Raw genomic sequence first — 14,109 nt, forward strand, 5'->3', positions numbered from 1 at the left:
CGTAATCGGGCTTACAAGTCTTCGTAAAGCGGGCATTTTGAGGTGCATTCGGGTGTTGACTTAACAACGCCCGAAACCATTGCACCGCAAAGCATTCGGGCGATGGACAGCATGCAACAATGCCGTAAGCGTCAGCACTTGCGGCCTCTTCGGACTGCGGTTTCTTGGCATCCCGCTGCCAGGCGAGTACACCTTGGCTTGCCACAGAGCACTGTGGCGCGGGACTCGAAAACCCGGGTAAGTGTCAGCAGTAAACGCTTGTCAGCCGGCGTCACCTTTGTGTGGCGTCGGCTGGCAAACCGTTCGCGCTCTTTATGGCGGGCGGTGCGTGGGGGCTTCGTGCCCGCCGGTCTGACACTTACCGGTTTTCGAGCCACGCATCGTCCGCCACCATCATGGGTGGCCCTGCTGTCTTTCTGCATGGAGCATTGCCATGAGCGCAACGAAAGCCCCCGTTCTGAAGATCCAACCCGAACCGGCCATCGACGATCACGAAGAAGACCTGTTCCCCGATCCCAACAGCTTTGTCGCCACGCTGCGGCGCATTGGCGAAGGTGCCGCCGCCGATGGGCAGCCCTGGCCCGAGCTGCACCTGAGCCTGGGCCGCCGCATGCAGATGGCCGATGCGGACTGCGCCCTGTGCGGCCTGCGCACCGTGGCCGAGATGGCGCTGGCCGGGGAGCGCTCGCGGCAGAACGGCGCGCGGGAGGATTGCCTGGATGATCGTTCGATGGAGGGGCTGCTGATGGCGGTGCTGTCGCTGACCATCCTGGCGACTGAGCGGGCGCAGGGGCGGGTCTGACTGCACGTAGCTGATTGCGTTGCGCAGAGGGGGCTGACATGAGAGGCGAACGCGTTCGCGGGCTCACGTTTGAGGCGCTGGTGGGCTTGTTGGAGGCAGGTGACTTTGCTGGGGAGCAAAGCAACCCGGTAAGGGATCGCGGCATCGTCGTGGGGAGCGATGCCGCAACGACCCGCTCGGCGGAGGAGATGCTGATGGCAATGGTCGCGTTTAGCGTGTTGGCGCTTGAGCGTGCGCCGACGCAGGGTCGGGAAGCTGCATAGTCCGCACGTTGGTCCTGCAAGGGGGTTTTCCATGAGCGGCTTACCTTCTTACCGGTATGGCTTCTTTGCATTGGGGGTCGCCTTGGCGGCCACCGCCTGTGCACCGGAGCCATCGCCGGGCATCGATGACGACATCCTTGCCTTCATGGTGGACCCCAACCAGCCACGCATGGTGGAAGGCCGCAGCTACTCCACGCAGCCGGTGGAGGCGAACGCGGGCCCGCGCCGTTTCATGTTTCCGGCCAATCTCTACTTCAACCAGATCGGCCCGTTTCCTGATGGCGGGGTGATGCTTGCCGTGCTGTGGCCAAATCTGGAAGCAGCCGCGCCGGGCGACTTTGCACTACGGACGGTGGAGGATGGCTACCGGCAGGTATCCATTGAGCTGCGCTATGTGGGCCACGCGCGGACCGGCGATTATCTGGCGCCGCACATTGGCAGCGGCTGGGCGCAGAGCCTGGCGGAGCGTGTGGCGCAGCCGCCACGGTTCGGGCTGACGCCGTATGCCATCGAGCATGCGGCGGGGGCGGATGATGCGCAGGCGTTGGAACCGGACTGGTATGTGGTTCGTGCGGACGGTGGGAGGCTAAGGACATTCATCAGCTGCAATGCAGCGAGGGTTACGGCTGATGGTCTGGTGATGGGATCGCGGACGCTTGTGCGGTCTGGAGGGGACCGGATCGCGATGTGCCGGCATTCCATGGTGGACGTGGAGAGTGGGATAGCGGTGGAGATGAACTACGCGCGGGTGATGCTGGTGGAGTGGCAGCGGTTGGAAGCGGCTGCGGTGGGGCTGATGCGGCGTTATGAAGTTAGGGGGTGAGCGGGCGGCGCGGATTCAGCACCACATTGCGCTACGCGTAGCGTCCCATTTCATGAGACCTCTCTACGCCATTCTTCCGTGCCCCAGGAGGAAAAACATGACCAAGATCGACAGTGAGTGGCTGAAAGCCTTTGATGAGGCTCTGCTGGCTCTGTTTGCCATCGACCACAGCGACGCCGGCATGGATGAGTTCCTGCTGGGCTGCTACGCGGACTTACCTCCGCGCGATGCGGCGTTGGCATTTGGCGAAGACTACGACTTGGACCGCGATGATGCTTTGTGGCCACGGCTTGGACTTGAGCGCCAAGATGAGTAGCGATCCGGGCATTATGCAGCCCTAAGGCTCAGAGCCAGAGCATCCTGATCAGCAGAGTAGTCCCTGCACACCCAATTAGCGCCAATTACGACAACTTCTGGCGTCTACTGCATACTCCTCCGGTAGCGGCTCATGGAGCCGACAGAGGAGAGCTTGGCTGTGAACGAATGGACGGAAGACGAGCTCGCTGCGGCGGTTGCGGCCTATCGTCGCATGGAGGCACAGCATGCCCTCGGCGCCAAAGTTGAAAAGGCTAGTGTTTACAGAGCGCTGGCAGCTCTCCACGGACGTACGCCCAAGGCGTGGGAGTACCGCATGCAGAACATTTCTCACGTCCTGAAGCAGGCCGACAAGGAGTGGCTGCCCGGGCTCCGGCCAGCGGCGAACGTGGGGACTAATGTTGAGCTTCAGTTGGCAAAGCTCCTGGCCCTTCCTAGTGAAGTGAGCACCTTCGTAACCGGCCCTACGAAGGAGATGTTGCAGACAGAGGTTAAGAACGCTGAGGCTGCAGGCGCATTTTCCCCACTGAGCGAAATCGACGAACGGAAACGGGTGCTCGCAACTATCGTGCGGCGCCAGGGGCAGCAGGAGTTCCGTTCGGCCCTTTTGGAGGCCTACGGTGGGCGCTGCGCAATGACTGACTGCGATGTGGTCGATGCGCTAGAGGCCGCTCACATTTGCTCTTACTCCGGCCGATCAAGCAACGCGGTCAGTAACGGCCTGCTTCTTCGCGCGGACGTGCACACCCTGTTTGACTTGTATTTGCTCGCTGTCAGTCCCGATTCACTGCGGATAGCCGTTGCGCCAGCCTTGCTACATTCCGCCTATGCGGAGCTCGATGGCCGCGAACTGTTGCGCACAGTTTCAACCGAGCTTTCACCCAGCGTGGATTGCTTAGCCCTGCATCGTTCGCGCTGCACCTGGTAGCAAAGATCATGCTGATCGTGAATCGGTCACTAGAGGGCGTCCTAGGATCGCTGGGCAGGCGAGTATTCTTGTCGTGGACGGACACGAGGCTGCCAGATGGCCGACATTCTCAGCGTGGAAGCCCGAAGCGAGCGGATGTCCAGGATCCGTAGTTCGGGCACTAAACCAGAGCTCAGTTTGCGCAAGGCCCTGCACGCGCGAGGCTTTCGCTACGTTCTAGGTGGTGGAGGCTTACCCGGTCGACCCGACCTCATCCTTCCAAGGTACAAGACAGTCATCTTTGTGCATGGCTGTTTTTGGCACCTGCACAGTTGCTTGAAAGGCAGAAGGCCGGGAAGCCACGTCGACTATTGGTCACCGAAGTTAGACGGAAACGTCCGGCGCGACCGGAGGTCAGCACGCCGACTTAGGGCTGCGGGCTGGAGGGTGATTACCGTTTGGGAATGCAGGATTAAGAAGTCCGAAGGTCTCTCTAGGGAGGTGGAACGAATTGCGGCCTTGCTTCGCAGCGTTGTACGAGCGCGCTAGGCCACGATTCGCAGAAGGCGTCACTGACTTTCGCAATTAGCCTGCTTCGTGATAGAAGGGGAAAATGAATGGACTTTTCTCTCTCCCCCCTCAAACGAACGACGATGCGCTGGAGGCGGTCGCTGCGGCGCTTTTGCGCGACCCTTCTCTGCTTGCCAAGGTCGGCCAGGCTCTTCGGACAGCGTTTGACGAGGTGATCGATGCCCCGCGAACCGGTCGGTATTGCGTTGATCAACTGGAGAAGACTGAAAAGACCTACATCGGCACCAAGGTGGAGATTCTGCTCCGGAAGACCTTAGCTTTGGAGCGCGGGACACTGCTGGACAACCTGATCGCCGGCCACGAGGTAGACACGAAGTTCACCGTGAAGAGCGATTGGATGATCCCCCAGGAAGCGATGGGCCAGCTTTGCATGCTTGTTCGAGCGGACGATACGCGTGGAGTTTGCTGGCTGGGCCTCCTGAGAATGACCCCGGCAGTGCTGACCAACGGCCAGAACAGAGACGGCAAGAAGTCAATCTCCGCCGCTGGCAAGGCTCAGATTCGATGGCTCGTAGAAGGGCCAATGCCCAGGAACTTCATGCTGGATCTTCCGGAAACGGTCCGTACAACGATCTTGTCCCAGCCTAGCGGCCGACAGAGGGTACGCGCGCTCTTCACCATGGCAACGGGTGTGCTCATCCCACGCGACGTGATCGAGCAGTTGGCACAGCAAAGGGATGCGGTGAAGCGGGCTCGCGAGATGAAGGAGACGCTGGCCAAAGAGGGCTATCAAGTCCTGTGCGCCACCTACCTCGCGGATCGGGAGGTCATGATTTCGCGAGGCTACAACCCTGTCGCTCGGGACGAGTGGCTGAGCATCAGAGTCCCTGATGACGTCCTCAGCCCAGGTGCGGACGTAGCGATTCCCCGCTCTCACAAAACGGCGAAGTGCTTTGACTCCAAGCCCCACGATAGGGCTTGACAACCATCACAGTTCAGACATCTACAGGCGGAATCGACTTCCCCTGGCTGATTAGCCATGCGCCCTGAATCCAAGCCACTTGCACTAGCAATCAGGCTTGGTACGCTGGCGGCTGCCAAAGATGGGGCACCCAGGAATCTGGACAGGCACCGGCCTGTCAGGCGAGGTTGGACCACGCATGTTCCAGTCTCAGCTTCTGATACGGCATCAGCGTGTACTTCCCAGCCCTAAGCCCCCTATCCGACACCCGGCGTCCGCAGGAATCCGTGCTGTACCCAGCGCTTCCCCCTCCCTGCGGAGGCCCTATTGATCCGAGATCTACATGAGTCAATTCACTTCCCTTGAAATGTGCGCTGGTGCTGGCGGACAGGGCCTCGGCCTGGAGATGGCCGGTTTCGACCATTCCGCCCTCGTGGAATGGGAGCCGGCAGCCTGCCAGACGCTTCGATTGAACCGGCCCAATTGGAACGTAATTGAGGGAGATCTTCGTGAGTTCGACGCTTCTCCCTACTTCGGCGTCGACCTGGTTGCCGGCGGCGTTCCCTGCCCCCCTTTTTCGAAGGCAGGGAAGCAACTTGGCGCTGACGACGAGCGCGATCTGTTCCCTGAAGCCATTAGAATCGTGGACCAAGTTCGTCCTCAAGCCATCATGCTGGAGAACGTCCGCGGCCTCCTCGACCCAAAGTTTGAAGATTACAGAAAGGGTGTCGAGAAGGATCTCAAGAAGCTGGGGTACGTGGGCGATTGGCGGTTGCTTCACGCATCAGATTACGGCGTTTCCCAGCTTCGTCCGCGCGTAATATTCGTCGGCCTGCGAAAGGAACTGGCCTCGGGCTTTTCTTGGCCAGAAGCATTGGAAGTGCCGCCGAAGACGGTCGGTGAGCTTCTGCACGATCTGATGGGTGCGAGAGGTTGGGATCAAGTTGACGCATGGCGTGAGGGAGCGAATGCGATTGCTCCTACGCTTGTCGGTGGATCTAAGAAGCACGGCGGCCCGGATCTTGGCCCGACTCGGGCGAAGAAGGCTTGGGCGGCGCTTGGCGTTGATGGCATGGGTCTTTGGGACCAGGCACCTGAGGCTGATTTTGTTGGCATGCCCCGGCTTACGCCCCGAATGACTGCTCGTATCCAGGGCTTTCCGGACGCTTGGGAATTTGCGGGGCGAAAGACTGCAGCCTACCGGCAGATTGGCAATGCGTTCCCTCCGCCGGTTGCCGCGGCGGTAGCCACACAAATTAAGCGCGCGCTACTTCAGCACCGTACGTCTAAAGCGGCCTAGGGGGTTCCCGCCTCCGACCCTTCCAAAAATTTGGCTGAACGGCAATTGCCGCTCAGCCATTCCTTGGGTCAGTTTTCAGTCTTGAACTTGCTCTGGAGCCAGGCGAGCAATCGTAATTGATCAGCAACTGTGGAACGCCGAACCTGCGTCACCAGCGTGATCCAGCTAGGTCGAGTTAAAGTGGAATTTGAGGCACCTTGGTTGCAGCGAACACACAGCGCCCGAAGGTTGTCGGCGGTATCTCCACCACCGTGGCTCTTGTCGATTACATGCCCCATCTGGAGCTTCACTTTACGACCAGGAGCTTGGGTGTCAGCCTCTCCGGCCATCGCCCCACACATCTGACACGTATAACCATCGCGATCGAGAACAAAGGCCCTTGTCGAGCTCGATATGCGCCTTTCCATCGACGGAATTGGGTTCGATGAGATCAATAGATACTGACCAGGCTTTAGCTTTGCATCATCATTGTTGGTAAGTATCTGATATCCCTCTTCAGACTTAAGCTCGCGAATACGTCGTCCCCATTCGTTGATTCCACCTGACGCGCGGCGCAGTTGATCGGCGTTGAGAATCGTCCCGACGTTGTCCAGGAAAAACTCTCGAAGCTTGGATCGTGCTCCGCGACGCACCTTTGGATCTGAGCCGGAATTTGCTTTCCGTTTACTCACTTTGGACCTCCCGAGCTAGCTTTCGGGCGCCGGTCAGCGAGTGACTTCATCCTACGCTTGAGCAGGTCAATTTCACCCATTACCCTGCGGTCGCTAGATTTTGACTTCAGGTAGGTATCAAGCCTAGCCAACTCCTTTGCCGCGAGTGGCAATTGCGGAGGCCTAGCCTTAAGAAGGCCCCACGTTAGCTGTACCGAGCATCTGTACCACGGCACACCTAGGTCTTCTGCCTTGGAGAGAGATAGGTCACATGCGCGAACATCACCTTGTCTTGCTTCAATCATTCCACGAAGGAACCAAGCTTCCGGATCACCAGGCAGCAAATCGACAGAGGCCTTGGCCTGATGAAGCGCGGCATCCATGTCTTGTCTCGCCGAGAACAGGAAATATGCAAACTTTGCACGCAGGTGGCCGTTCATGCTGTCAGAGGCAACAGCTTGCTCGAACAATCTCTGGCTCTCGTCAATCTTGCCTTCTCGTCTGGCGATCTCGGCAGCCCTAGCCAATGGGGTGCGAACTGCCTCACTGCTAGCTCCAGTCAGGTACCTCGCTGCATTCCTTACCATTGCGGACACTCTTGCCGTAACTCGCAGGACATCCTCTGCAGTCGGCGAATCGACACCATTAATGCCTTTCACCTTCTGACCACTAGCGAAGTCAACGAAGTTCCTGGAAAAACTAACTTGCACGTCATTCGCTACCGTTACGAATGACGCAATACCGCTTGATTGCTGAAGGACTCGTTCCATCGAAGAAACGGGGACTCCAAATTCTTCGCAGCAGGTCTTAAATGAGTACGACTGGTGGACATCACCTACGCGAGCCATCAGCAACAACACCCGCTTCTCATCCGGCGAGAACTTCGACCACACGTCAGCGAACAAGAACTCTCCGAGATCCTTGCTCAACATTTTTGAAACCCATTCCGTCGCGCGAGATATTTTCCTAACGCCTGGATCACAAAGAGCTCCAACGAATGCCTCGAGAACGATAGGCCTCCGCTCAATTCTATCTATCTCCCCCTCCAGTTCCTCATCTGAGGCCTCATAGCCCAATTTGCACTGGAGTGATCGCGAGCGCTCCCTCACAAATGCAATGGCCTCTCGCATTTCGAAGACAGGAACCTCGATGGGAGACGCTTCCAAATGCTCCATTCGCCTGGAGGTCAGGAGCACCCTTCCAATCCTTCGCGCAACTTCTTTTATTTCCTTTCCAACCAGCCGACCTTCGCCTTCATCAGATATCAGTGTTTCAGTATTATCTATAACAAGCCATATCTCTTGCCTCTTCAGACCGACTTGATCCTGAATTTTGCCCTGAAGTTGCGAAGCGGCGGCAGCGAGATCCAGCCTGTAGAAATCATTGGCGGGGAATGCACCAAAAAGGAGAAGGTGCACATTGACCAACAACTCGATGAGATGCGGCTGCCCGGCCTTGATTGGCTCGAGACCACCCAACCCCCATTGCGTCCTCTTGGCAGTATAGAAAATAACAACCTTTGGCTTCCAAGATATTTTTATGTCTTCGTCAAGCACACGATGAACAAACTCAATTGCGAGGGTCGTTTTTCCGTAGCCACCATCGCCGTAGACCAAGCACGCTCGAGCGTCCTGGTCTTCATACCACTCTACAAGCTCGTCAACTTGCGCTTGTCGACCAGCAAACGAATCGGTTTTTCGATCCGGCATGAAAACCTTTGGGCGCCAGCTGTTGTTCCATTCGACTAGCGAAGGAAGCTCTTTCACGCCCAAGCCAGCAAAAGGATTGGACGCATCGTAGTTGAATTCCGCCCGCCCGCCCTCCCCGTAAAGCTGGCAGTAGACCCTCACCCTATCCGAGGCAATTCGACGAATTTTTCGTACGAGTGCCGGGCTTCCATTCCACAATCTTAGAAAATTAAGCGAGACCTCGTCGGGCTGAACGCCGACAACAAGACTCTTTCCGTCAGTCGTTTTCGGGAGAACAGGAGCAAGTGCTTCGACAAGGAACGAGATCGCATCTATTTCGCTCTCCGGTCGATACCCACCGATCAGACCGTGGCCCTCAGCGCCATTGTTTCGCATCTGAACAAGTGATCGAAGAAGCCCCAACATATTCTTTGGGCCATCACCGCAGATTTCCTCAGCAGGTCGATCAACAACACTCCTGATCAGGATTCTTGATATTCCAGACCAGCCGGTTTGATCAGCACAGATAAGCAAGCTATCAAGCGCATCAACCAACGCCCCGTCGGCAGGCTGCCACAGTGAGTCAACGATACTTCTAGCGGGAGCAACAGAAGGATCAGGAACTTTCTGCCCCACCCATTCAGCCAAACCGAACACTGCTTGCTGCATGAGAAGCCGAGTCGCTGCAATTACCTTTGCGCGAAGCTCAACTTGATTATCCGTTTTGCGTACATCATTTACGAGATCATCAAAGTAAGACTGCATCCCCCCTCCCAAGACGCATAAAGAAAACGGGGCGGCCAAACTAGGCCGCCCCGCTCAATCTAACATGCGCTGAGAGAAATCAAACCCCAACAGGGTTAGCCTTCTCCGGATCAATCTTGTACTGCTTGATCGCCCGAGCCACGTCCTTACCCGTCATCTTCCCGTCCTTAGCCAGCGCCGCAATCGCGGCATGCGCGATGTAGTACCGGTCAACCTCGAAGAAGCGACGCAGGTTCGCACGGGTATCCGAACGACCGAAGCCATCCGTACCCAGCACGGTGTACGACATCGGCACGAACGCACGGATCTGGTCCGCATACGCACGCACGTAGTCGGTGGCGGCAATCGCCGGGCCCTGGCGGCCTTCCAGCAGCTCGGTCACGTAGGCCTTGCGCTGTTCGCCTTCCGGGTGGAAGCGGTTGGCACGCTCGGCGTCAAAGCCATCGCGGCGCAGCTCGTTGAAGCTCGGGCAGGACCAGATGTCGGCGGTCACGCCGAAGTCCTTGTCCAGCAGCTCGGCGGCGGCAATCACTTCACGCAGGATGGTGCCCGAACCCAGCAGCTGCACGCGCAGCTCGCCCTTCTTCGGCTTGCCGGCGTCGGTCAGCAGGTACATGCCCTTCACGATGCCTTCGGCTGCACCTTCCGGCATTTCCGGGTGGGTGTAGTTTTCGTTCATCAGGGTCAGGTAGTAGTACTCGTCTACCTGATCTTCCATCATGGCCTTGGTGCCGTGCTGCAGGATCACCGTCACTTCGAAGCCGAAGGTCGGGTCGTAGCTGCGCACGTTCGGGATGCCGCCGGCCACCAGGTGGCTGAAGCCATCTTCGTGCTGCAGGCCTTCACCGTTCAGCGTGGTGCGGCCGGCGGTGCCACCCAGCAGGAAGCCGCGGGTACGCATGTCAGCGGCCTGCCAGGCAATGTCGCCCACGCGCTGGAAGCCGAACATCGAGTAGTAGATGTAGAACGGCAGCATCGGCACGTTGCTGACCGAGTAGCTGGTACCGGCAGCCATCCACGAGCTGATGGCGCCCGGCTCGCTGATGCCCTGCTGCAGCACCTGGCCGCTCTGGTCTTCGCGGTAGAACATCAGCTGGTCGGCGTCGACCGGCTTGTACTTCTGGCCGAACGGCGCGTAGATGCCGATCTGGCGGAACAGGCCTTCCATGCCGAAGGTACGGGCTTCGTCGGCCACGATCGGCACGATGTGCGGGCCCAGTTCCTTGTCGCGCAGGGTGATGTTGAGGCTCTGCACGAAGGCCATGGTGGTGGAATAGCTGCGCTCGCCGCTGCTCTTCAGCAGGCGCTCGTAGGTTTCCAGCTTCGGTGCGTTGAAGCTCTTGTCGGCCTTGCGGCGGCGCTGCGGCAGGTAACCGCCCAGGGCGCTGCGGCGCTCCTGCAGGTACTGCACTTCCGGCGAATCCGGGCCCGGGTGGTAGAACGGCACCTGGCCATCGGCCAGCTGCGCGTCGGTCACCGGAATGTTGAAGCGGTCGCGGAAGTGGCGCACCGCTTCGTCGTCCAGCTTCTTGGTCTGGTGGGTCGGGTTCAGTGCCTCACCGGCGCTGCCCATGCCGTAACCCTTCACGGTCTTGGCCAGGATGACGGTCGGCATGCCCTTGGTGTTCACGGCCTGGTGGTAGGCGGCGTACACCTTGTGCGGGTCGTGGCCACCACGGTTCAGGCGCCAGATGTCGTCGTCGCTGAGGCCGGCGACCATCGCAGCGGTTTCCGGGTACTTGCCGAAGAAATGCTCGCGGGTATACGCGCCGCCGAAGGCCTTGCAGTTCTGGTATTCGCCGTCGACGGTTTCCATCATCAGCTTCTTCAGGACGCCATTGGTGTCCTTGGCCAGCAGGGCATCCCAGTAACCGCCCCACAGCAGCTTGATGACATTCCAGCCGCCGCCACGGAACACGCCTTCCAGTTCCTGGATGATCTTGCCGTTGCCGCGCACCGGGCCGTCCAGGCGCTGCAGGTTGCAGTTCACCACGAAGATCAGGTTGTCCAGGCCTTCACGGCCGGCCAGGGCGATGGCACCCAGGGTTTCCGGCTCGTCGCTCTCGCCGTCGCCGATGAAGCACCACACCTTGCGGTCGGACTTCTCGATCAGGCCACGGTTTTCCAGGTAGCGCATGAACTGCGCCTGGTAGATGGCGGCCAGCGGGCCCAGGCCCATCGACACGGTAGGGGTCTGCCAGAAGTCCGGCATCAGCCACGGGTGCGGGTAGGACGACAGGCCACCGCCGTCCACTTCCATGCGGAACTTGTCGAGCTGTTCTTCATTGATGCGGCCTTCCAGGAAGGCGCGCGCGTAGATGCCCGGGGCGCTGTGGCCCTGGATGAACAGCAGGTCGCCCGGGTGGCTGTCGCTCGGGGCGCGCCAGAAGTGGTTGAAGCCCACGTCGTACAGGGTGGCACCCGAAGCGAAGGAGGCGATGTGGCCGCCCAGGTCGCCCGGCTTGCGGTTGGCACGCACGACGGTGGCCATCGCGTTCCAACGGATGATCGAACGGATGCGCCATTCCAGTTCCGCGTTGCCCGGGCTCTTGGCCTCCAGCTGCGGATCGATGGTGTTGACGTATTCGGTAGTGGGAGAGAACGGCAGGTACGCACCCGAACGACGGGTCAGTTCCACCATGCCTTCCAGCAGCTGATGCGCGCGCTCGGGGCCCTCGACATCAATGACGGCCTTCAACGACTCGATCCACTCCTGGGTTTCCACAGGATTGGTGTCGTTGTTCAGCACTTCGTTCAACCAGTTCATTAGCGCTCCCATTACCGCACGCACGCGCGCGACTGTTGTATAGATATCTAGACCGCAAAGTGTAGCGCACCAAGGGCTTTCGTCGTTTGGCTACGCTGCCGTATGGATGCAGGCGGCCACTGTCCGCAAGGCCTGTCCCGGGCCAGCGCGGGGCGGGACAAGCGGCTGCAACCCTCTGTTTTTTCCGCCGTATCGGCCTGCGTCGGCTGTCGCTTACGGCCTGCTGCGTCCACGTGCAGGACGCAGTGTTACCGCCACGAATGACCATGGTGGGGCAGCCCGGGCCCGGGTAAGGCTTGCCTGACGGTGCGCGGCTGAATGTCTGACAACCCGTCGCGTCTGGCTCTGGACCGGGGCGGCCGCAGGTGCGCACTTTGGCCGCGAGCAGGCCCCTTCCAGCGGTTCGCCGCGTGTCTGCCCGCCCCGGAGCACCGGGGCACCCCCGCAGCCGCTGTTGCGTGGCCTGGCACGGATGCCGGGCCACGCAATGGTGGCCTGCAGCGCGCGCACGCCCTGCCCTCTGCCCTTGCCCTGCCCGGCCCCGTGGCCGAAACCGCACATCGGTCTGGCCGAAACCCTACTTGTCCGGTTCGGCTTATCGATATATCGTTTGCACACTCGTTACCGATATATCGAAATGGCCCGGACCTCTACCGCCAAGGCGCCCAAGGAAGACGATGCACCCGCCGTGCCCCGCCGCAACGGCCAGCCCCGCGTGCTCAGCCGTGGCGATCTGCGCCTGCTGGTGCTGGCGCTGATCGGCGAACAGCCGCGCCACGGCTACGAGCTGATCCAGCACATCAGCGGCTTGTTCATGCAGGCCTACACGCCCAGCGCCGGCACCATGTACCCGCTGCTGGCCAGCTTCGAGCAGGCCGGCTGGGTGGCCTCGGAAGAAGAGGATGGCCGCCGGGTGTTCCGCATCACCGCCGCGGGCGAGTTCGAGCTGAAGGTGCAGCGCACCCAGGTGCGGCTGGCCCAGCGCCGCGCCTTCGACCGCGCCCGCGAGATCACCAAGGCCTCGCTGCCGCCGCCGCTGGCCGCCGCCCTGCGCGAGTTCAAGCAGGCGCTGGTGCGCCACCACGGCCGCTGGAGCGAGGGCGAGGCCGAAGCCGTGGCCGCGCAGCTGTCGCGTGCGTCTGCGCTGCTGAACGGCGCGCTGGGCGATGGCCCCTACCCCGTTACCCCGACCCAGCCAGACTGAAGCCCGCCAGGTCGTTCACCCCTTCCACGCGCGCGACCCCGCGCGCCTACCTGCACAGGTACTGCAATGACCCAACATGAGAATTCGCGCCTGCGCCTGGATGTGCGCTTCCGCCAACTGACCGTGCTGCGCACCGAGACTGTCACCCCGCACATGCGCCGCGTGGTGCTGGGCGGCGCCGATCTGGCCGGTTTCGATTCGCCCGGCCCGGATGACCACATCAAGCTGTTCTTCCCCAACAGCAGCGGCGAGATGGTGCTGCCGACGATGACCGCCGAGGGCCCGCGCTACCCCGAGGGCAAGGAGCACTCGGTGGCGCGCGATTACACCCCGCGCTGGTGGGACCACGAGGCCGGCGAGCTGGCCATCGACTTCGTGCTGCACGACCAGGGCATCGCCGGGCCGTGGGCCGAGCGTGCGCAGCCGGGTGACAGCCTGGCCATCGGCGGCCCGCGCGGCTCGTTCGTGGTGGCCGACGATTACGACGCCTACGTGCTGATTGGCGATGAAACCGCACTGCCGGCCATCGCCCGCTGGCTGGACGTGCTGCCCGATGGCGCGGAGGTGCAGGCGTACATCGAAGTGAGCGACGAGGACGAGCGCCAGGACCTGCCGCAGTACGAGAACGTGCGCATCCACTGGCTGGAGCGCAATGGCTTCCCGGCGGCCAGCAGCACGCTGCTGGAAGACATGCTGACCGACTTCGAAGCGCCCGACGGCGACACGTTCTACTGGATTGCCACCGAATCGCGCCGCGCCCGGATGATGCGCAAGTTCATCGAAGGCCACCTGGGCGTGCCGCGCGACTGGATCCGCTCGACCGGCTACTGGAAGGCGCACCCGGACGAAACCGACGGCGATTGATGTCGCTTGGGGTAGGTGCGGACCGCACCACCTTCGGTAGGTGCGGACCGTTGGTCCGCACTGCCTGCCCTGTAGAGCCGAGCCCATGCTCGGCTGCTTCATCGGCAAGCCGAGCATCGGCTCGGCTCTACAAGGGCGGCGCTACCCGGCGCACCCGGACGAAACCGACGGCGATTGATGTCGCTTGGGGTGGGTGCGGACCGCACCACCTTCGGTAGGTGCGGACCGTTGGTCCGCACTGCCTGCCCTGTAGAGCCGAGCCCATGCTC

General features: G+C 60.7%; 12 protein-coding genes. 9 read left to right on the forward strand and 3 right to left on the reverse strand.

The window, feature by feature from the left end:
- Nucleotides 1–433: 433 nt before the first annotated feature.
- The 7 genes from AC3WL7_RS12165 to AC3WL7_RS12195 all read left to right on the forward strand — a co-directional run bounded on the left by AC3WL7_RS12165 (nucleotide 434) and on the right by AC3WL7_RS12195 (nucleotide 5,902).
- On the forward strand, nucleotides 434–802 hold the full coding sequence (locus tag AC3WL7_RS12165; RefSeq protein WP_492750414.1) for a hypothetical protein: 369 nt from the start codon (nucleotides 434–436) through the stop codon (nucleotides 800–802).
- A 294-nt stretch (nucleotides 803–1,096) separates the two neighbouring features.
- Complete coding sequence (locus AC3WL7_RS12170; RefSeq protein ID WP_492750415.1) at nucleotides 1,097–1,888, forward strand: hypothetical protein; 792 nt, start codon at nucleotides 1,097–1,099, stop codon at nucleotides 1,886–1,888.
- 97 nt (nucleotides 1,889–1,985) lie between these two features.
- Nucleotides 1,986–2,204, forward strand: coding sequence for a hypothetical protein (locus AC3WL7_RS12175; protein ID WP_492750416.1), 219 nt, complete (start codon nucleotides 1,986–1,988; stop codon nucleotides 2,202–2,204).
- A gap of 159 nt (nucleotides 2,205–2,363) precedes the next feature.
- Nucleotides 2,364–3,131, forward strand: coding sequence for an HNH endonuclease (locus AC3WL7_RS12180; protein ID WP_492750417.1), 768 nt, complete (start codon nucleotides 2,364–2,366; stop codon nucleotides 3,129–3,131).
- Between the two features lie 96 nt (nucleotides 3,132–3,227).
- Complete coding sequence (locus AC3WL7_RS12185; RefSeq protein ID WP_492750418.1) at nucleotides 3,228–3,659, forward strand: very short patch repair endonuclease; 432 nt, start codon at nucleotides 3,228–3,230, stop codon at nucleotides 3,657–3,659.
- Between the two features lie 64 nt (nucleotides 3,660–3,723).
- Nucleotides 3,724–4,623 (forward strand): NaeI family type II restriction endonuclease, encoded by a 900-nt coding sequence (locus AC3WL7_RS12190; RefSeq protein WP_492750419.1) that lies wholly within the window; start codon nucleotides 3,724–3,726, stop codon nucleotides 4,621–4,623.
- A gap of 322 nt (nucleotides 4,624–4,945) precedes the next feature.
- Complete coding sequence (locus tag AC3WL7_RS12195) at nucleotides 4,946–5,902, forward strand: DNA cytosine methyltransferase (RefSeq protein ID WP_492750420.1); 957 nt, start codon at nucleotides 4,946–4,948, stop codon at nucleotides 5,900–5,902.
- 68 nt (nucleotides 5,903–5,970) lie between these two features.
- Here AC3WL7_RS12195 and AC3WL7_RS12200 read toward each other — a convergent pair whose 3' ends face one another.
- The 3 genes from AC3WL7_RS12200 to aceE form a co-directional block, all read right to left on the reverse strand.
- A complete protein-coding gene (locus tag AC3WL7_RS12200) occupies nucleotides 5,971–6,573 on the reverse strand; it encodes an HNH endonuclease (protein ID WP_492750421.1) in 603 nt (200 codons plus the stop codon).
- Nucleotides 6,570–9,005 (reverse strand): tetratricopeptide repeat protein, encoded by a 2,436-nt coding sequence (locus AC3WL7_RS12205; RefSeq protein WP_492750422.1) that lies wholly within the window; start codon nucleotides 9,003–9,005, stop codon nucleotides 6,570–6,572. Before AC3WL7_RS12205 ends, AC3WL7_RS12200 begins: the two co-directional genes overlap by 4 nt.
- Before the next feature lie 79 nt (nucleotides 9,006–9,084).
- A complete protein-coding gene (aceE, locus tag AC3WL7_RS12210) occupies nucleotides 9,085–11,772 on the reverse strand; it encodes a pyruvate dehydrogenase (acetyl-transferring), homodimeric type (RefSeq protein ID WP_492750423.1) in 2,688 nt (895 codons plus the stop codon).
- Between the two features lie 637 nt (nucleotides 11,773–12,409).
- On the opposite strand from aceE, the gene AC3WL7_RS12215 reads away from it, so the two are divergent.
- Complete coding sequence (locus tag AC3WL7_RS12215; RefSeq protein ID WP_492750424.1) at nucleotides 12,410–12,976, forward strand: PadR family transcriptional regulator; 567 nt, start codon at nucleotides 12,410–12,412, stop codon at nucleotides 12,974–12,976.
- A gap of 66 nt (nucleotides 12,977–13,042) precedes the next feature.
- Nucleotides 13,043–13,840, forward strand: a complete 798-nt coding sequence (locus tag AC3WL7_RS12220) for a siderophore-interacting protein (RefSeq protein ID WP_492750425.1) — start codon at nucleotides 13,043–13,045, stop codon at nucleotides 13,838–13,840.
- Nucleotides 13,841–14,109: the final 269 nt, after the last annotated feature.

Source organism: Stenotrophomonas sp. FW305-3-2-15-E-LB1, assembly GCF_058787375.1.

What these genes read in the sequence shown, in the direction of transcription:
- AC3WL7_RS12185 (WP_492750418.1), top strand. Translation starts at nt 3,228, where the DNA reads ATGGCCGACATTCTCAGCGTGGAAGCCCGAAGCGAGCGGATGTCCAGG.
- aceE (WP_492750423.1), bottom strand. Translation starts at nt 11,772, where the DNA reads ATGAACTGGTTGAACGAAGTGCTGAACAACGACACCAATCCTGTGGAA.
- AC3WL7_RS12220 (WP_492750425.1), top strand. Translation starts at nt 13,043, where the DNA reads ATGACCCAACATGAGAATTCGCGCCTGCGCCTGGATGTGCGCTTCCGC.
- AC3WL7_RS12175 (WP_492750416.1), top strand. Translation starts at nt 1,986, where the DNA reads ATGACCAAGATCGACAGTGAGTGGCTGAAAGCCTTTGATGAGGCTCTG.
- AC3WL7_RS12165 (WP_492750414.1), top strand. Translation starts at nt 434, where the DNA reads ATGAGCGCAACGAAAGCCCCCGTTCTGAAGATCCAACCCGAACCGGCC.
- AC3WL7_RS12190 (WP_492750419.1), top strand. Translation starts at nt 3,724, where the DNA reads ATGAATGGACTTTTCTCTCTCCCCCCTCAAACGAACGACGATGCGCTG.
- AC3WL7_RS12215 (WP_492750424.1), top strand. Translation starts at nt 12,410, where the DNA reads ATGGCCCGGACCTCTACCGCCAAGGCGCCCAAGGAAGACGATGCACCC.
- AC3WL7_RS12195 (WP_492750420.1), top strand. Translation starts at nt 4,946, where the DNA reads ATGAGTCAATTCACTTCCCTTGAAATGTGCGCTGGTGCTGGCGGACAG.
- AC3WL7_RS12205 (WP_492750422.1), bottom strand. Translation starts at nt 9,005, where the DNA reads ATGCAGTCTTACTTTGATGATCTCGTAAATGATGTACGCAAAACGGAT.
- AC3WL7_RS12170 (WP_492750415.1), top strand. Translation starts at nt 1,097, where the DNA reads ATGAGCGGCTTACCTTCTTACCGGTATGGCTTCTTTGCATTGGGGGTC.